Genomic DNA, 18,482 nt, shown 5'->3' on the forward strand with positions numbered 1-18,482 from the left:
ATGGCAAACCGTTGGTTAATCATTCGAACGTAGCTTAACGATTTGAAATTGCTGCCCGCGTAAATTGAAGACTTCATGCCCCTGCAACGCTCGACCACGGCGGACAAGTTTATTGTGGACCGCAGGAAACGCCATCGCAACAGCGATGTCGCGCGCGCGGTGCGCAAGACGCGCGACCGTCTTTCGCAGCAAGCCGGAAATCCCGACTTCGACCGCGAGCTGTTGAAGCTCCACGCGCTTTCGATGACCGGCGGCGTGATCGTTATCCCGCTGCTCGTTCTGGCAACGGCCGCGGCAGGCTTGTTCGCGGGCCTCGGCAAGGAGATCGGCGTCTGGGCGCTGTTCACATTCATCTGCTATACCATCGTTGCGTTCATGGCCAGACGCGTCACGCAAGCGTCCGAGCTCAACCCGCTGGAGACGCACAGGGATTTCCTGATCGGCCATTTTCTTTGCGGGCTTGGCTGGGCCTGGTTCGCATGGCTTGGCTGCGAAGCTTGCCAAATCGATCAGTTCCAGGTCGCCAAGGCGGTGGTGCTGCTGCTCGCCATGTCGGCAACCGCGATCCTGGCATCGTCCCTTCGCGGTGCGCTGTTGGCGACCTTCGCGCTTCCGGTCGCCATCTATGCCTATGCCAGTGCAAAATTATGGATGCCGGTCGAAGTGATCATGGCCGGGTTGCTGATCTCGTCGCTGCCGTTCTTCGCCTATGTGGCGCGCCAGCTCAACCGTTCCTCGCTGATGCTGTTTTCGTTCCGCTCCGAAAAGGATGCGCTGATCGCCGAACTGGAGACGGCGAAATCGATGTCGGACGAGGCACGGCGGCGGGCGGAAGACGCCAATCTGGCGAAATCGCGTTTCCTGGCCTCGATGAGCCACGAATTGCGCACGCCGCTCAACGCCATTCTCGGCTTTTCCGAAGTGATGGCCAACGAGGTGCTCGGCCCGATGAGCAACCCGACATACCGCGACTATGCCCGTGACGTGCACGACTCCGGACAGCATCTGCTCGACCTGATCAACGAAATCCTCGACCTGTCGCGTATCGAAGCGGGCCGTTATCAGCTCAATGAGGAGCCGATGATGCTGCTTTCCGTCGTCGAGGATTGCTGCCACATGATGGAGTTGAAGGCGCGCAACAAGGACATCCGCATCGTCCAGGATTTCGAAAACGCCTTGCCGCGCCTGTTTGCCGACGAACGCGCGGTGCGGCAGATTGTGCTCAACCTCTTGTCCAACGCCATCAAGTTCACCGCGACCGGCGGCGAAATCCGCGTGCGCGTCGGCTGGACGGCGGGCGGCGGGCAATATCTCTCCGTCAAGGACAATGGGCCGGGCATACCGGAAGACGAGATTCCGATCGTGCTCTCGGCCTTCGGCCAGGGCTCGATCGCCATCAAGAGCGCCGAACAGGGTACAGGGCTTGGCCTGCCGATCGTGCAAGGCCTGCTGGCCATGCATGGCGGTGAATTCCAGCTCCATTCCAGGCTGCGCGAAGGGACCGAGGCGATCGCCATCTTCCCGCTGAGCCGGGTGATGGAGGAGCTGCCGGCGCTGCCGACCAAGGCGGTTGCTTCGCGCCGGCGCTGAATGCTTAACCGCCGACCGCGGCTGCCATGCCGGAGCTGGTCAGCGCGCCCGCCTTGACCAGGCCGGCGGCAAGCGCCGCTCCTACCCCCTCGCCTTGACTGACGCCCAGATCGAGCAGCGGGCGAAGGCCGAGGCGCTCGGCGGCCTTGGCATGGCCAGGCTCCGGCGACAGGCTTGCGAGGAGACAGTGATCGAGCGCGGCGGGGTTGGCGGTATGTAGGACGCCAGCGGCCGCAGTCACCGCAAACCCGTCGAGCAGCACCGGGATCTTCTGCATCCGCGCCGCCAGAATGGCGCCGCAGATCGCTGCGAATTCCCGTCCACCGACCCGGCGCAGCGCTTCCAGCGGGTCCTTGAGGCTCGCGCCGTGAAACGCGACCGCGGCATCGACCACCTCCGCCTTGCGCCTTTGCATCGCTGCGTCGGCCCCTGATCCGGGGCCGACCCAGTCGGCGCCGGTGCCGCCGAACAGTGCGGTGCAAAGGGCCGCGGCGACAGTCGAATTGCCAACGCCGAGGTCGCCAAGGCAAAGCAGGTCGGTGCCGCCGGCAATCGCCTCCATGCCGAAGGCCATGGTGGCGGCGCAACCGCGCTCGTCCAGTGCCGCATCCTCGGTGATGTCGGCTGTCGGAATGTGCAGAGCCAGATCGAACACCTTCAAGCCGAGATCGTTGGCGATGCAGATCTGGTTGATCGCTGCACCGCCGGCGGCGCAGAGCTCGACTGCATTTGCCGTAGCGGCGGCGGGGCGCGGCGAAATGCCGTGGCGGGTGACGCCATGATTGCCGGCAAAGATCGCCACCAATGGTCGCGTCACCACCGGCGGCGCGCGACCGCTCCAGCCGGCGAGCCAGGCGGCGATGTCCTCGATACGGCCAAGCGAGTCTTCGGGCTTGTCTGCCTTGGCAAACAACTGGCGAACGCGGGTGTTCGCAACCATATCTGCCGGCGGCAGGCTCACCAGGAGGTCGCGAAAATCGTCGAAAGGCAGTGCGCTGGTCATGTCGATGGCAATCATCCTGTGAATTGGGGAGCGGCATAGCCGCCTTGGCGGGCCGGCACAACCTTGGCACAACTTCGAGGTATTGACGCGAACGCACCCGTTGGCGGCGCATCCCGGAGGGCTTGCATTGACTTTGTCGTTGCACCATGTGGAGGCTAGCCCAAGGAAATCCTTATGACGGCCATTGAATCCCCGTGCATCCTGGTCTGCTCGATCGACATGAAAACCGGCTTCTGTTTCGGTTGCGGGCGCACGCGCGAGGAAATCGCAGCCTGGATCGACATGACCCCGCAAACCCGCCGCAGCGTGATGGCCGAGCTGCCGGCAAGGCTGGAAACGGTCGAGCGACGCCCCCGCCGGGAAACGCGTCGCAGCCGCATGGCACGCGAACGCGACGCCCTCTCGTGAACCGGCCGCAGAGATGAACCGACTGCTGTGGATTCTGATCGTCGCGATCGGGGCGGGTGTACTCCTGCTCATGCTCAACGATTCCGCCGGCAGTACATTCGGCATTGAGAATTACGATTTCAGCCAGTTGATCTGGCTTGGCGCTTTAGCGGCACTCGTCGGCGCCGGCCTGCTCAGATCGGGCAGGCCGTTGGGCACCATGGCCCGCAGCCTCGGCGCCTGGGGCGCCATCGTGCTGGCGCTGATCGCCGGCTATCAGTACCGCTATGAGTTGCAGGATTTCGCCAGCCGCGTCACCGCCGGCCTTGTTCCCGGCAGTCCGCTGGCGCTGGGCGTGGAAGAAGGCCATGCCACCGTCACCCTGGACAAGGCCGGCAGCGGCCATTTCGAAGCGCGCGTCACGATCAACGGCACGCCGATCCTGACGGTTGTCGATACCGGCGCGACCAGCACAGTGCTGACCGCCGAGGACGCTCTGGCGGCCGGGTTCAATTCGGCGGCTCTCCACTTCACCATCCCGATCTCGACCGCCAACGGCATGACGCGCGCAGCGTCGGTGCGAAGCGACGAACTGTCGATCGGCGGCATCGTGCGCAAGGACATGCCCATCATGATCGCCGCACCCGGCACCCTCGGTCAGAGCCTGCTCGGCATGAATTTCATTAGCTCGCTATCGGGCTTCGACGTGCGCGGCGACCGCATGATCTTGCGGGATTGAATTTGCTCAGGCCGCCTCTGCGGTCCTGCCGAAATCGACCTCGGCGAAGGCTGACTTCAGCACCTCCGGTCCGGCACCCGGCCGTGTCGCCTCGGTGGAGAGGATCTGCCGGTAGCGGCGTGCACCGGGCAGGCCGTGAAACAGCCCGACCATGTGCCGGGTGACATGCCCGAGGCGTCCGCCCTGCTCGATATGGCGTGACGCGTAATCCGCCATGGCATCGATCAGCGCGGCAAAATCGAACGACTCAGCTGTGCTGCCGTAAAACGCGGCATCGATGCCGGTCAGTATCCCTGGCGTGTGATAGGCGGCGCGGCCGAGCATGGCGCCATCGACATGGTCGAGATGCGTCAGCGCCTCTGCGAGAGATTGAATGCCGCCGTTGATGCCGATGAATTTGTTTTGTTTTCTGGCTTTCAGCCGATAGACGCGGTCATAGTCGAGCGGGGGGATGTCACGATTTTCCTTTGGGCTCAGTCCTTCCAGCCAGGCCTTGCGGGCGTGCACCCACAGCGCGTCGGCGCCGGCCGCGAAAACACCGTCGGCCAACGCATCGAGCGCCGGTTCCGGATCCTGCTCATCGACGCCGATGCGGCACTTGACGGTAACCGGTATTTTCACCGCCGCCTTCATCGCCGCAACGCAATCTGCGACGAGCACAGGCGCCTTCATCAGGCAGGCTCCGAAGGTGCCCGACTGGACGCGGTCGGACGGGCAGCCGACATTGAGGTTGATTTCATCATAGCCGAAGGCTTCGCCGATGCGCGCCGCCTCGGCCAGCTTTCCCGGATCGGCGCCGCCGAGTTGCAGCGCCACCGGATGTTCGCTGTCGTCGAAGCCAAGCAGCCGCTCGCGTGCGCCGTGGATGACCGCATCGGCCACCACCATCTCGGTGTAGAGCAGCGCCTCGCGCGTCAGCTGGCGATGGAAGAACCGGCAGTGCCGGTCCGTCCAGTCCATCATGGGCGCCACGGCAACTTTGTGGCGTAACATATTCATTTTACTAGTTCTCTGTCTCAGTCCGTCCGATACTCCGTTCGAATGACAGAGCAATTTGGCAAGAGATACACACCTAACTAACCCGATATACGATTTTGCCGCCGCAACTGAAAGCAAATTGGCATGTCACAATGTCACCGTACGCACCAGTTAGATGCCTGCCGTGGAACGATGCACCGCCGGGGGCATACCAGTCAGCCAAAGCGATGCGTGTTGCGGGCGATCTGCCACGCGGATTCGACATGCCGCCGCGCCGCCGCCGCCCCGTCCGGCTTGCGCGACCGGATTGCATCCATGATTTCGGTGATCGCCGGCTTTCAGGACCCGACTTCCGGCGATGTCTTGCTGGAAGGAAAATCACTGCTTGCAGTGCCTTCGTACAAGCGCAACATCGGCATGGTCTTCCAGCGCTACACGGCGCCCGGCGAAGCTTTCGAGCCGCACCAGGGCCAGCATGTCGGCGACCGCTTTTCCGCTGCGGGTTCGCCGCCGGCCGGACGCCGATGGACGAGCCATTGTCGGCGCTCGACAAGAAGCTGCGCGAGGAAATCCAGGGCGAAATCCGCCGCAAGCGTGCTTGGGAGCAAGCTGCGGTTCGGTCCATCATCAGCTTCGGTCGGCAAGCGCGTAACGTGTTCGACACTACCGGCCGCTGATTGGATGGCGGGGGTAGCTCCTGTATCCATTGACAGTCGTCATGCTCGGTTGGAAGATGAAGAAGGTCAGCGGCGATAGCCATACGGGGAGGCAATGGTCCAACCGCCAGATACCGGACACCATCCTGGCAGCGTCGTCGCGGTCATTGTCATTTGTTTGATCATCGTTGCTTTGTTCTTCGTAGGCTTCAGATACTCAAGGCCGGGCCAAGGTACTCTCGTTATTCCTGGCGGTACGCAGCAGCAACCGTGAATCCGCCCCTTGGCGCGCGCTGATGCGGAGCCGTTCTCGGGCTGCCAAAAGTAGCCGGCGGGACTGGGGGACGCAGCAGAATAGGCCGGCGCTTCGCAGCCGGTCTTTTGCTTCCCGACACGGCTTTCCTTTCCCACCTAAACAACCAAGCCTGGCCGGTGTGAGGTCGACCATGCTGGGACACGACGAGCCCTCATCTCCAGGCACTAGACGGCCCTGATCAGCCGGAGCAAAGAAAGCGCTTCGAAAAAGGTCCCTTTGCGAAAGGCGAGATAGGTCGGTTCTTCGACACCATGGAACCGGCGCTTGAAGGCCGCCTGCCCCTGCAGGTTGAAGCGGGTGCGATTGACCCACGGCGAGTCATAGGCACGCTGGAAGGCGCGCCGCCAGAAATCGCTTTCGGCAAACCCGCTAGGTCCGGTTTCGACAAGCGGCGACAGGCCGAGGGTGACCACGGAAACACCTTCGTCGCGAAAGCGGTCGACCGCGAATTTGGTCAGGCCGATCTCGGCATGCGCCGAGGCATCGATGTGCTTGCGCTTGAACGAGGTGGTGTAGCCGATGACCTTGCCGTCGCTGAACAGCGGATCGAAATCCAGCAAGGCCACGAGTTCTCCATCCGGACCGTGCAGGACGAAACGGCGCATATCGACGCCAAGGTGATCGGCAAAAGGCCTGTTGAGAAACCTCATCTCCCAGCGCTTGACGATGCGGTCGGCCCGCCAATTCTGGGAGAGCCTGGCAATCTCGTCGAGGAAGACGGTCCCATTGTCCTCCGCGAAGGAAAACCCCTTCCTCAAGAGCCAGCGTTCGGAATAACGCACTGTCTCATTACGCTTTCCGGAAAAGTCGTGGCCGGGCAGGACAAGCCTGGTGTCGACGCCGAGGCGGTTGACCTGATAGCCAAGTCCGGCAAGCACGTGCGCCGTCTGTTCGCCGATCTGCACGAACCACGGGCTGCCGGCAACCTCGATGAAACGTTCGATATAGTCGCGCCGATCGGCCGGGGCAGCCATTGGATCACCGAGCGCGAAGTGATGTCGCGTTTTGGTTCCGTAAGCGATGTAGCCCTGGGCATCGCCGAAGTAGTGAAGCCCCTTCTGCACGGCGGTCGAATAGGCAAGGGAAAAATCACCATGGCGACGGACCAGCGCCAGGCGCTCGACATGGTTCAGCCGCAGCCGCGGTATTTTAGGCCCGCGGTTTTCCAGGAAACGATCGAGGCGTCTTCGCAGTGACGACATGGTCGACTTTCGCGTGCCAGCTAGGCCGATGAAAGAGCTGACGGACCCCAAACCGATCATATTGCCGCGGGCTGATCCTTATCTCAGCGCGTCATGCTTCCCCAGCCGGAACCGCCAGATTCCTAGGCGCAATCTGCCCCGGTCCCGCCCCGAGGCGGCACCACGCGTTGTTGCCGACGCCGATGCCAATTCGGAAGCGCCCAGGTCACCAGCCAAACACGATGCTCTTATCGAACTGCGCTCTGAGAAGATTCTGCCTGATCGGAAGCCAGGAACTCGTCGCGTTCTGCTATCCACAAGTCGGCATAGTCGACATTCTGCCACTCGGCAAACCACGGGCCGCCGCTCGTATAGTGGACCGCCTTAGGTGTGCCGACAGCAGGCTTTTCGTTCCAGCCTTCGAGCCAATTCCACTCTACCGGCAATGAACCCAAATCTTTGTCGGCAACCCACTGCATTCGGTGAAGATAGGCGCCACTTTCCTGATTCACGACCTCTGGCGTGAGCGATTTGACCGAAGGATGCGCGCAATTGAACAGCATCAGCGACGACCAGTTTTTCCGAGGATAGGATGTCTGGACCACGCCATCCATCTTGGTTGTGGCCTTCGGCGTATAGTCATGCTGGACGCAATAGACCGCCTTGTCCGAGTCCGTATATTTCAGCAGGCCTGCGACGTCACCAAGCCACAGAAAATCGCAATCACAAAACAGGGCCCAACCCGTGTAGTCGGCGAGAAAAGGCGTGAGGAAGCGCGTGTAGGTGAACTCCGTCGAGGCGAGTGGATCTTTTTCCCGCCAATACAGCCTGCGGGCACGCATCTCGTCTTGTTTGATCGGAATGACGGAGACAGGCGCCGACGCATGTTTGAGCAGCGAGTGTCGCGCGACGTCGTACGCGATCGGCTCACGGCTGTCCCATCCGATAAATACCCTAAACGCATCAGTCATATTCACTACCCTGGCTTTCGATTTTAACGGTCGTACACTAACTAGTTGGCGATGGCTCGGCAACAATTGCGGTCAACCGAGCCGGTTTCTCACAGATTTGTCCTGGCCTCAGCCTTGCTTTTTTGGGTGGACCTGGCCTCGCATTCCCAATGCGACACGCGCCCATTTCTGATAGGTGTAGCTGGCCGAATACGCAGCCACCATCGCACCAATGGAACCGTCCAGAAATCCCAGCCGGAAAATATAGCTGCGCACATAGGCCCAGACGGAACGCAAAACTGCCTTGCCTATCGAGCTTTTTTTGCCCTCGGCAAGCAGCTGCGCGGCGGATGCTTCTGCGTACCGGCCGATCTTGTCGTGGGCATCTGCCAGGTCGGTGATCGAGTCGTGCTCGATCGGCTGGGACAATCGCCCGACCTTTCCGTTCAACACTACTTTCTCGTGCACGGTGTCGTCGCTGAAGCGCCCGGAGCGGCGACGGAAGAGCCTGAGCACCAGATCGGGCGACCAGCCACTATGGCGGACAATGTGCCCGCAAAAGCGCGATCTTCTCGGTATTTCGAAGCCGTCATAGGCTTTTGGGTCGGCGATTGCGGCCCTGATTTCCGTGCCGAGCGGCGCCTCCACCCACTCATCGGCATCCAGCGAGAGGATCCAATCGCCCGTTGTCGCGGCCAGCGCACGGTTTTTTTGCGCGCCGAAACCGGGCCAATCAAGGGTCATCAAAACCTTGGCCCCCAAGTCACCGGCAATCTCCCTGGTGCTGTCGCTGCTGTCATTGTCGAGAACGATGATTTCGTCTGCAAAATCCACCGAGCGAAGGCAGCGCGCGATGGACGCCTCCTCGTTGCGGGTGATGATAATGACCGAGAGCGCCGGCACGGTCAGAAGGTTCCGGCATCAAAGCTGCCACTGTCATTCGAATGCATCTGCAGCATCGGCTCCCGGCCCGTTAGCACATTGAGGGTACTAACCTAATTCAACAAAGTCGAAAATCATTTCAGATCAAGGCTTTCATACAACGCCATCATTCGCTTGATCATGACATTGAAATCATAGTGTTCGGCCGCCGCTCTCACCCGGGTTCCGGTTTCAGGTCGTGACGCCAACTGCAGCGCGTGGGCGAGCGCTGCTGCGAGGTCACGTTCGCTGGCCGCATCGCAAACGAGCGTCGGCTCGAACCGCTCGACAAGCTCGCGCGCTCCACAGCCGGTGCTTACCACGGCGGGCAAGCCGCTGGCCATCGCTTCGATGACCACTGTGCCGAAAGGATCATAGATGGAAGGCAGCACGGCAATCTCGGCCGCGCCGTACCACGGCAGCATGTCTTTCTGCGGCCCCAGCATCTTGAGCCGTGCGCCGAGACCGAGCCTGTTACCGGCCTGCCTGAAGGCGTTGGCGCGCGAATCATGGCCGATGACCCACAATTCCGGCTCGCCATCGAGCCTGGCGACAGCCTTCATCAGTGCAAGCAGTCCTTTTCGCGCAAAGCCCGAGCCGACAAACAGGACGACCGGCCTGTTTTCGTCGACGTCGAGCTGCGCGCGGACCGCGGCCCGATGCTGTTGGCGCAGTTGCGGATTGAAGCGGTCGAGATCCACCCCGTTGGGAATATGGTGCACATTTTCGGCCGGATAATCATAGTGACGGACAATGTCCTCGGCGACCATCTTCGAAATCGCTATCACAGCTTTGAGCCGTGGACTGGCATAGGTTGCGCGCTCGAGGCGCAGCGTCTGGCGGTGAAAGGGGCTCAGCGCCATTGCCGCCCTGCCGAGCCGCGTCTCGAAACGCCGCCGTTCGGCAAGATAGGCGGCATGAACGCCCTCCCCGGCCCGGAAAACATCGCAGCACGGGAGGCGATCGTTGCTCTGCACCAGCGCCGGTGGCATCTCGGCGATCTTGCGGCAGGCGGCTTGAGCAAAGGACGCCGCCCGCAGCGAACGCGGAAAGCGGCGGCCGGCGCAATGGATGAATTCTACGCCTTCATAGCGCGGCCAGTCACCCGAGAGCACGGCCACCGGCCGCTGACGCGCGGCAAATGCGGCCATGATGTTTTCCAGCATGATCTCGCCGCCCCCAAAGGGCGCATAACGCTGGCGCACGAACAGGATCGGCCTGTCGAATTGATTTTCGATGCCACGAATGCCGGCGTGCATGGGGTCGGGGCTCCGGCCTTGTTGCCATCTAACGATGTCTATAGAGGCCAGCGCGCATCGGCAACAGTTGGAAAGCTCAGTCGCGGAACTCAGAACAGGCCTGTGTCCATTGTCCGCGACTGCTTGCGATTTGCCTGACGGTGCTGCATGTAGAAATTAACAGCAAACAGCGGATCAGCGCCAGCTCCAGCCGGGTAGTGACCGCTATGAGGGGGAATCGACGGCTTGAGCAAAGCAACCTGGCCCGCCATTGTCCGCCGGACGATTACCGACACCGCCATATATCGGCTGAGACACGCCTTCGGAAGGCGGGCAGAAGTGTCATCGCTGCGGCCGATAACGCCTCTTAAAGTGAATGACCTGCCTTTGATCCTCGTCATCCGCAACGAGGCGGACAGGCTACGCCCGTTCCTGAAGCACTATCGCGAGCTCGGCGTCACCAGATTCGCCGTCCTTGATGATCGCTCGACCGACGGAACAGCTGAGCTTCTGGCCGAGCAGCCAGATGTCGATCTATTCAGCTCGCCGCTCACCTATTCTCAGTCGGACCTGGGAAACCTTTGGCGGCAGCGTCTTGTGCAGATTTATGGTCAGCCTCGCTGGTATCTGACCGTCGATGCGGACGAATATCTTGTCTATGACGGCATGGATCAGAATCCGCTCGGCGCGATGGCCGCCTGGCTCAAGCGGCGCGGAATGACACGCCTGCTGGCGCCGATGATCGACATGTATCCGAGCGGAAACATCTGGGACGTACCCTTCGATCCCATCGTGCCGCCATGGCAGGTTGCGGACCATTTCGACGGCAGCGGCTATGAGGTGACGAGGAGCCCCCGGCATCTGAAGATCACAGGCGGCCCGAGGACCCGGCTTTTCGCCAGGCAGCACAAGTTGACCAAGTTTCCTCTGATATATATTGATCGCCAGACGATTTTTACGTCGATTCACGCACCGCTGCCCTACTGGCGAAACTATATAAAGGGATTGGCCGGCCTGCTTCATTTCAAGTTCTTCGCCGATTTCAACGACAAGGCGCAGGTCGCGGTGGCGGAAGGTCAGTATTGGAACGGCGCTTCCAAATATCGCCAGTATCATGAGGTATCGAGCAGTAAAGCCGCTCTCAGCGCGATGAGCGAACAGTCAATGCTGTACGAAGGCGCTCACAGCCTGTTCCAAACGGGTTTGATCGACAAAATTGATTGGTAGACGGCACTCCAGCAGATGCCGAACCAACATCATGCATAACCGAACGCTTTCATGAGCTGGGCACCTCGTCCTTGTACCAGGTCCTGTAACTCGGCGTTTCCAAGTTCGGAGCGCCATCTCCCGCTCCCGTCATAGATTGGCTGATTGACCTGTTGGTTCCGGAGCACCTCGTGTGGCGTCTCGACGCTGGCGTCGGTCGGCTTGAACCATTGCTGCGGGTTCTTGTGGTAGTCGAGGAGATCCGGGCTGAAGGTCACATCAAGAAAGCCGCATATCTGCTCGACGACTTTGGCCGGATTCTCGACCAGATCCTCATAGCGATAGATCAGCACATCCGGCTTTCCCCGTTCCGCGAGAACCAGCGCATTATCGTTGATCCAGCGGTCGAGAGCCTCCTTTGGGTCGTCAAGTCGTTTGGTCAGCGACGCCACGACGTCGCGCCCATCTCGCACCGGCATGATGAAACGCGCGCCGGGTACGAGCCGGCGGATGCGGGCCACACGGCGGATATGCCGCGGTGTCTTTTCAAGCAGCACGTTCTTTCCAGCCTCGCGCGCCGCCCGCTTCAGTTTCCAGAAGCGGAACACGGCCAGTGGCGTCCACTTGAAGAAAATGTTGGTTTCCTGGAGCGGCAGGTAGACGTCAGGATGCGACGCAAGGATCGTTGCAATCAACGTCGTCCCGCTATGGCCGCAGCCGCAAATGAATCCGGTCCGCATCACCATGTCGGCAATGCCCCCTAACCCAAGGCGACCCGGGCGCGGTTATCGACGCGAGCATAGCACAAGCCGTTCGTGCTAAAGACCTTGTCCAGCTTCTCCCAATATTCGAACTTGGCCAACTGCTCGTTACAATAGGCCACGTCGTTCTCGGAAAGATATTCGCCGTAACCGCCTATCTTACCCTTGCGCACCTTGAAGCTTTCGGGATCATTCGCATCGCGCGGCTGTAATATCTTGCCGTATCGATCGGACAGATCACCGGTCGATTCACTCACTTTCATCTTGTCGAAGGTTCGGTTGTTCGCCACGTCGACAAGCGTCTGATCGTCAGCCTGCTGGTTCAGGAATCCAAGGATCGCGCGAAGGACACCAGCCGTATCCCGATGCATATCTTCATATTGAAGATACCGGATTTCGCGCATCCGGGGCATGGCTGCGAACCATTGCAGATTGAACCTGATGATCTTTTCAATCCCATGATTGTCGCTTCTGATAAAATCACTGAACGATCCGGCTGGAAGCATGTGGCGCTTCTGAACCTGAAAGTACCCTGAGACCACCGTATCTCTTGGGTCGCGAACAAGCATTATTGTTCTTCTCTTCTTGTATCGAGATTTATTCTCCTTGAGGCTCGATTTTGGTCGAAGTAACTTGTGGTCGGTTCCGTCGTGAATGTATTGAACTTCAACCCCGAGATCGTCCAGCATGACACGCAGCCACGTGCGCCCTGATTTTGGAAAGGATACGATAAGAGGAAGAGCCGGCGCTTTGGCCTGGAAAAATTTTAGAAAGGACATGGGAGAGACCTCCTTTAGATTATCAGAGCTGGCGCCCGAACCGCTGCCGGCCAGACCAACCCCATTACTGGGCGCCTAAGCCTACGGCTGATTCGAACACAAGGCAGAAATGCCGGCAAGAATTGCGATCCTCTGCGGGGCGAATTGGCCTTTACTATATCCCGGTTCGGAATGCCTTATGTTTTTTGGCCTGTTGCGACGAGTGTTCGACACGGGCGCTCCATTCAGCGATCCGTCGGCCGAACGCTTAATGCGGATCGCGTCGATGCGTATTCAGTGACGCGCTTTCGGACGACATGCACTAGCCACTCACTTTTGTGATCCATGGCGCCAGGATGGCCTCGGCCTCGCTCATCACCACGGACCAGGGGCGTTCCCGTTTCGAGACCAGCACGGCCGATGGATAGTAGGGCGTGCGGTCGCCCTCGACCGGCCAGGAGCGCTTGAAGCCGTCGCCCAGAATGAAAACCGAGGGGATGCCGAGCGCGCCGGCCAGATGCGCTCCGGTATTGCTGATGGTCACCACGGCGTCCATCGCGGCAACCTGAGCGGCGAAAAGGTCCATGTCGACGAGTTGATCGACCGATCTGTCATGAAGAATGCGCTCCGGCTCACCGTTGGTCAGAACTTTCAGGTCGGTGTCGATCTGACCGTATTGCAGCGAGACGAACCGGAGGTCCGGTCGGCCGATCAGGTTACACCAGGCGGACAACGGCGGCAGGTCCTTGCCGGGATTGGAGCTGCCCCATGCGATACCGACCAGCGGTCGTCCTTCCTTCCGGTAGCGGGCGCGAAGTTCAGCGACCCGGGCCGGATCCGGCTTAAGGGGCACGAAATGCTCGCGGATCGTCGCCTCGTCGGTTTCGAAAACGGCAGTCAGATGCTGGACGCCGGCGAAGGCCTGCGCCTCGGCATAGACGGCCTTGCCGCCAGCGCCGACCGGCCGCACATCGGCAGTCGGAAAAGTGCGCTGAAAGAGCGGTACCAGGCGGCGCTCGACGAGGACGATCGAACGGGCGGCGCGCGCCAGGGCACAGCCGACGGAGCTCGCATGATGGATCGCGGTGGCCAGACCCTGCTTTTCGGTTTCCATCAGATCGATCAGCAGTGTCTGGCCAGAAATATCCTGGCCCAGCCACTCGCCATCGACGCGGCCGTTGACGATGTGGCGTCGTGCAATCCTGAGTTCGGCGGCTGCGCCATAGGCGCCCATCCGCATCAGCGCCTTGCTGAGCTCGTCGATCAGGTGGACCTCGCCCCTCGACTTCGCAATGGATCCAAGAGCCAGGGCTTTCGGCAGTGCCGCCGGCCAATCGCGGGACTCGACGCTTCGCCGATAATCCGCCATCTGATCGGCAATGTCGCCGTCACGCCAGCGAAGGAAGAGCTGCCGCCGGTGACGTCGGAACCAGACCTTGTATTTGTAGCCTGCAAGCGCGACAGCGCGGCGCAACCGGCCGAGAAGTAGGCTACCTTCCATCGCCAGCTCCGCCGATGATCTGCATGACGCGTCCGCCTGCTTCCTGCACTGCCGACGCCCAGGCTCGGCCGCCTTTTCGGACCAGTCGAACGCTCGGATATGCGGCGACGGTCTCGCCGAAGGCAGGCCAGGACAGTCGAAACCCGTCGTCGAGCATGACAACCGTCGGCACGCCGAGCGCTCCGGCCAGATTGGCACCGGTATTGCTGATCGTCACCACTGCGTCGAGCGCCGCGATTTGGGCGGCAAAGCGGTCCATGTCCGTCAACTGATCGACGGAAGCGTCATGGATGATGCGGCCCGGCGCGTGGCGCTCGAACTCGGAGAGGGCCGGCCCGACATCGCCATATTGCAAGCTGACGAGGCGCCCCGGCAGGCTGGCGAACAGCGTCCGCCAGTCGTCCAGGGCCGGCAGATCCTTGCTCTTGTTGAGGCTTCCCCAGGCAAATCCGATCAGGGGACCTGGGCCGCCATCGAGATAGGTGCCGCGCAGCTCGGCAACCAGTCGGCGGTCCGGCTCCAACGGAACGAAGGGCGCGCGTGCCGCCGGGTCGTCCGGCCAGAAATGCTTTGCGAGTGTCTCGAAACCGGCAACGACATCGGCGTCCACTGCCGCCATGTCCTCTTCCCCTTCAATCCTGACATCGAGCGCAGGATATGTTCTGCGATAAAGCGGTGCCAGTCGCGGCTCGACGAAGACGATGCATCGACCGGCAGCCGCGACGACTGGACCAAGCAGCGACGCGAACTGGAAAAAGATTGCCAGGTCGCCTTCGCGACGATCGACTAGAAGCGTGCGACCCGCAAGATCACTGCCATCCCAATCGGGTCTGCCGCGCTGCTTGCTCGCCGCCATCAACTGCCAGATGCGATTTCCTCCGTCGAGACGCCTCAGTCCGCGCCCCGCTTTCTTGATCAGGCCGAGGTCGCCAAGCTGCTCACCAAGCGCGCCAAGCGCCAGTGCATGGTCGCGAGCAGTTTGCCAGTCACCACGCTGCACGCTTTCCTCCATCAGCCTCATATGCCTTTCGGCACTTTCGTCGGCGTGGCGCGAGGGACGTCTAAGAAGTTCCTTTGCCCGCTCGAGAACCTTCTGCAGCCGCTTGCCGCCGGCGCCCTGCGGGCGCAGATCGGCGGTTCTTGCTTTCTGAAGGATGGTTCGTCTGTTCTGCACGGCGATGTTCTATCGTCCTCGGGCAGAGTCGGAAAGCGTCGTCAGGATCGATGAGAGCCGCCGGCCGGCCTCGTCGAGCACCAGCGACCAAGTGCGCCCCTCCTTGCGAATGACAATGCCCTTCGGATACCAGGGTGTCCGGTCGCCGGTCACCGGCCATGCCGTCTGAAAATTATCGTCGATCAGGAAAACAGTCGGCACGCCAAGGGCTCCGGCAAGATGGGCTGCCGTATTGCTGATCGTCACGACAGCATCGAGTGCGGCGACCTGTGCCGCGAAACGGTCCATGTCGACCATCTGGTCGACGCCGTCGTCAAAGATCAGACGCGCGTCATTGCCGTCGCGAAGGCGCCGCAAAGCCGGCTTGATCTGTCCGTACTGGAGCGAAACGAATGTCGCTTGTGTCTGGGCGATGAACCGTGCCCATTCAGGAAAATCAGGCACGTCCTTGGTGTGGGATTTGCTGCCCCAGGAGAGGCCGACCAGCGGCAGATCCGTCATCGAGCGATAGCGCTTACGGAATGTCTCGACGTGTTCAGGATCTGCCCGCAGCGGCACAAAGTCGGCAGCAAGCTTTTCGGCATCGCGTCCGAACACCCAGGCGAGATCTTCGAAAGTCGCACGTTTGTTGGCGACCACATCCCGCTGCGCCGGGACCACGGTCGCCTTCGGGAACGTTCGCTGCAGAATTGGTACCAGGCGCGGCTCGACCCGGATTGTTGCGCTTTGCGCATAGGCAGCGGCAGCGCCGGCCAGTCGCGCGTGGCGGATAACCCGGCCAAGGCTGCGCGGGTCATCCTCCACAAGGTCGATCAGCAGTGTATCCGATCCGAGATTCTCGCCGGTCCACTCGTTCGCGCTTTTCCCTTTCCGCAGCCGGCGAGCGGAAAGCCGAAGCTCAGCTGCCCGCGCAAAGTTGCCAAGCCGTTCGAATGCCTGGCCCGCCTTCTGCATCAGCTCCGGGTCGCGATTATGATCGGCCGCGACAGCTGTCTCATTGGTACCGGCTTCAAGGCCTTTCCAGTCCCTGCGAACGATCAGGGCCTCAACCTTGGCTTGCAGCTCAAGAATGGACCGCGGCTGCTTGGGGCCGGAAAACAACCTGCGCACCGCCTTTTTGTACCGGCGCACCTGAAGGCCCAGTCCACCAATCACATACCGGACATAGGAACCGTGATAAAAGCTGGTCATCGGCCTTCAGCGCAATACGCTCTGCCGCAGCTTTTTGCCGCTTTCGACCATCGGATCGGGCGTCTCCAGGTGGAATATCGAACGATATATCTCGCTGTGCTTGGCAAGCTGGTCATGCGTTCCAGCATCGACAAGCTGTCCGGCGTCAAACACGAGAATACGATCGGCCGCCTTGATTGTAGACAGCCTGTGCGCAATGCAGATCACTGTGCGCTGAAATGTGTTGTCGAAGGCTGCCTCCATGACTGCCCGTTCGTTTTCACCGTCAAGCGCCGATGTCGCTTCATCATAGACGATTACCGCAGCATTCTTGAGCAGGGCGCGTGCGATGGCGACGCGCTGTTTCTGCCCGCCCGACAGATTGGTGCCGCTCGGCCCGACAAGCGTGTCGAGCCCGTTTTCGAGCGCCGAAGCAAAGCTGGTGACCCGGGCGAGGTTCGCAGCGGACTCGATTTCCTGATCCGTGGCGTTCGGGCGGCCGTCGCGAATGTTGTCGCGGATCGAGCCTTCGAACAGGAAGACGTCCTGTGACACCAGTGCGATGTTATCGCGAACGTCGGCCAGGCTGATCTTCGAAATGTCCTTTCCGTCGATCAGGATCCTGCCCTTGTCCGGCTCCATCAGGCGCAGGATCAGATTGACGATGGTGGTCTTGCCGGCGCCGGAGCGGCCGACGATCGCCAGCTTCTCACGAGGTCGCACGTCGAAGGAAACACCCTCCAGCGCCGGGCTGTTGCCGTCATAGGAGAAGGCCACATCTTCAAAGCGGATACCACCATCGACATCGGCCAGGCGCTCGCCCGCGATTGCAAGTCGCCGCTGCTCGGGCGTGTCGATCAAATCATACATCTGCTCGACGGCGACCATTTGCTTCTGGATGTCGACGTTGACCCGGGCCAACCGCTTGGCAGGCTCATAGGCAAGCAGGAACGCGGTAATGAAGGCCATGAATTCGCCGGGCGTCTTGCCGTTGCCGAGGGTCTGCCAGCTGGCGTACATAACGAAAAGCCCGATGATCACGCCGCCGCCGGTCTCCATCAATGGGCTCATCAATGCTGACGTCCGGTTGATCTGGATGCCACGTCTTTCCATCTTGCGGACGGCCTTTGCAAAGCTGGCAACCGCCTTGTCCTCGAGCTGGAAGGACTTGATGGTGCGGATGCCTTCGACGGCTTCCGTGCCGATCGACTGGACCTGTGCGGCCAATTCCGTCTCGCCCCTCGCCAGCGCCTTGAGCTTCCTGGTTATCGCGCCGACCGATAGGAACAGCATCGGCAGAACCGCCACGGATATCAGCGACATTACCGGGTCCTGCTTGACCATGACGCTGGCCAAGGCAATCAGGGTCAGCAGATCAGAGACGGCGCTGCTCGTGAGGGTGAGAATAACGGTCGCCCCGGCGCGCGCGTTGAACATGATCTTGGAGATAAATTTTGCCGGATGCTGGTTCGCGAAACGGCTGATGTCGAAATACACCATTCGGGAAAATTGACGGTTTTGAAGGTCTGAAACGATAGCCCGGCGAATCTTGCCCGTGGTGATGGTCTGGCAGTAGGCAGCTATGCCCTTGACCAGGAAAATGCCGATGATGACGACGCTGATACCCGATACAGCGGCAGCGTCTCGCTCGACATAGATGGTGTTGATCATGACTTTCATGATCCAGGCCGCCGCCCCGGTCGCCGCAGCAGCAGCGATCGAGCACAGCAAACCTGTCACATACAGCATCTTGTGCGGCGGCAGATTTTCGCCAATCAGACGCTTGATCAGCGGATATGCTGGGCCCGTTGACACTCGTTTCTTTGCAATCATCTCGTCGCCGCCCGTTGCGATCCCGTCCGGTCTTCGTGTTGTCTTGAAGCGCGAAACGGTTTCGATCACCTGTCTGTGGCTTCGTTCCCGACCGCAGTCAATGCCGAACCGGATCCTTGC

16 protein-coding genes and 1 pseudogene are annotated in these 18,482 nt (G+C 60.9%); 5 read left to right on the forward strand and 12 right to left on the reverse strand.

All coding sequences use genetic code 11. The features are described 5' to 3' along the window. The first annotated feature begins 75 nt into the window (after positions 1–75). Positions 76–1,590 carry a sensor histidine kinase gene (locus NKJ72_RS18925; protein ID WP_352478883.1) on the forward strand — a complete coding sequence of 505 codons (1,515 nt, stop codon included), beginning with the start codon at positions 76–78 and terminating at the stop codon, positions 1,588–1,590. Between the two features lie 4 nt (positions 1,591–1,594). On the opposite strand, the gene NKJ72_RS18930 is transcribed toward NKJ72_RS18925, so the two are convergent. Beyond that, the gene (locus NKJ72_RS18930; RefSeq protein ID WP_352478884.1) at positions 1,595–2,593 is read right to left on the reverse strand and encodes a nicotinate-nucleotide--dimethylbenzimidazole phosphoribosyltransferase; all 999 of its coding nucleotides are present in this window, start codon (positions 2,591–2,593) and stop codon (positions 1,595–1,597) included. A gap of 174 nt (positions 2,594–2,767) precedes the next feature. Between NKJ72_RS18930 and NKJ72_RS18935 the strand changes: the two genes are divergently transcribed. Together NKJ72_RS18935 and NKJ72_RS18940 are read left to right on the forward strand one after the other, a co-directional pair. Next, a complete protein-coding gene (locus tag NKJ72_RS18935) occupies positions 2,768–3,001 on the forward strand; it encodes a DUF1289 domain-containing protein (protein WP_031193575.1) in 234 nt (77 codons plus the stop codon). Between the two features lie 13 nt (positions 3,002–3,014). Then, positions 3,015–3,719, forward strand: a complete 705-nt coding sequence (locus NKJ72_RS18940; RefSeq protein WP_352478885.1) for a TIGR02281 family clan AA aspartic protease — start codon at positions 3,015–3,017, stop codon at positions 3,717–3,719. 6 nt (positions 3,720–3,725) lie between these two features. Here the strand turns inward: NKJ72_RS18940 and dusA are convergent, their stop codons facing one another. Continuing rightward, on the reverse strand, positions 3,726–4,718 hold the full coding sequence (gene dusA / locus NKJ72_RS18945) for a tRNA dihydrouridine(20/20a) synthase DusA (RefSeq protein WP_352478886.1): 993 nt from the start codon (positions 4,716–4,718) through the stop codon (positions 3,726–3,728). Positions 4,719–5,006: 288 nt separating this feature from the next. Between dusA and NKJ72_RS18955 the strand changes: the two are divergent. Continuing rightward, a pseudogene (locus tag NKJ72_RS18955) lies at positions 5,007–5,287 on the forward strand (P-loop NTPase family protein); the annotation flags it as partial. A gap of 546 nt (positions 5,288–5,833) precedes the next feature. On the opposite strand, the gene NKJ72_RS18960 reads toward NKJ72_RS18955, so the two are convergent. The 4 genes from NKJ72_RS18960 to NKJ72_RS18975 form a co-directional block, all read right to left on the reverse strand. Continuing rightward, entirely contained in the window at positions 5,834–6,871 is a 1,038-nt protein-coding gene (locus NKJ72_RS18960; RefSeq protein ID WP_352478887.1) for a phosphatidylglycerol lysyltransferase domain-containing protein, read from the reverse strand. Between the two features lie 227 nt (positions 6,872–7,098). Continuing rightward, on the reverse strand, positions 7,099–7,821 hold the full coding sequence (locus tag NKJ72_RS18965; protein WP_254817270.1) for a glycosyltransferase: 723 nt from the start codon (positions 7,819–7,821) through the stop codon (positions 7,099–7,101). Between the two features lie 108 nt (positions 7,822–7,929). Further along, positions 7,930–8,703 (reverse strand): glycosyltransferase family 2 protein, encoded by a 774-nt coding sequence (locus NKJ72_RS18970; protein ID WP_352478888.1) that lies wholly within the window; start codon positions 8,701–8,703, stop codon positions 7,930–7,932. A gap of 113 nt (positions 8,704–8,816) precedes the next feature. Further along, positions 8,817–9,980 (reverse strand): glycosyltransferase family 4 protein, encoded by a 1,164-nt coding sequence (locus NKJ72_RS18975; RefSeq protein ID WP_352478889.1) that lies wholly within the window; start codon positions 9,978–9,980, stop codon positions 8,817–8,819. Between the two features lie 225 nt (positions 9,981–10,205). On the opposite strand from NKJ72_RS18975, the gene NKJ72_RS18980 reads away from it, so the two are divergent. Further along, positions 10,206–11,186: a glycosyltransferase family 2 protein gene (locus tag NKJ72_RS18980; RefSeq protein ID WP_352478890.1), complete on the forward strand. Its 981-nt coding sequence runs from the start codon at positions 10,206–10,208 to the stop codon at positions 11,184–11,186. Between the two features lie 29 nt (positions 11,187–11,215). Here the strand turns inward: NKJ72_RS18980 and NKJ72_RS18985 are convergent, their stop codons facing one another. The 6 genes from NKJ72_RS18985 to NKJ72_RS19010 all read right to left on the reverse strand — a co-directional run bounded on the left by NKJ72_RS18985 (position 11,216) and on the right by NKJ72_RS19010 (position 18,269). After that, positions 11,216–11,911 (reverse strand): sulfotransferase family protein, encoded by a 696-nt coding sequence (locus NKJ72_RS18985; RefSeq protein WP_352478891.1) that lies wholly within the window; start codon positions 11,909–11,911, stop codon positions 11,216–11,218. Positions 11,912–11,925: 14 nt separating this feature from the next. Next, positions 11,926–12,705, reverse strand: coding sequence for a sulfotransferase domain-containing protein (locus NKJ72_RS18990; protein WP_352478892.1), 780 nt, complete (start codon positions 12,703–12,705; stop codon positions 11,926–11,928). A 301-nt stretch (positions 12,706–13,006) separates the two neighbouring features. Further along, positions 13,007–14,185, reverse strand: a complete 1,179-nt coding sequence (locus NKJ72_RS18995) for a glycosyltransferase family 9 protein (protein WP_352478893.1) — start codon at positions 14,183–14,185, stop codon at positions 13,007–13,009. Then, positions 14,175–15,359 (reverse strand): glycosyltransferase family 9 protein, encoded by a 1,185-nt coding sequence (locus NKJ72_RS19000; protein WP_352478894.1) that lies wholly within the window; start codon positions 15,357–15,359, stop codon positions 14,175–14,177. The genes NKJ72_RS18995 and NKJ72_RS19000 overlap by 11 nt, the downstream gene beginning before the upstream one ends. A 9-nt stretch (positions 15,360–15,368) precedes the next feature. Next, positions 15,369–16,550 carry a glycosyltransferase family 9 protein gene (locus NKJ72_RS19005; RefSeq protein WP_352478895.1) on the reverse strand — a complete coding sequence of 394 codons (1,182 nt, stop codon included), beginning with the start codon at positions 16,548–16,550 and terminating at the stop codon, positions 15,369–15,371. Positions 16,551–16,556: 6 nt separating this feature from the next. After that, the gene (locus tag NKJ72_RS19010; RefSeq protein WP_254817279.1) at positions 16,557–18,269 is read right to left on the reverse strand and encodes an ABC transporter ATP-binding protein; all 1,713 of its coding nucleotides are present in this window, start codon (positions 18,267–18,269) and stop codon (positions 16,557–16,559) included. Positions 18,270–18,482: the final 213 nt, after the last annotated feature.

The organism is Mesorhizobium sp. M0045 (assembly GCF_040323385.1).
Lineage (GTDB): Bacteria > Pseudomonadota > Alphaproteobacteria > Rhizobiales > Rhizobiaceae > Mesorhizobium.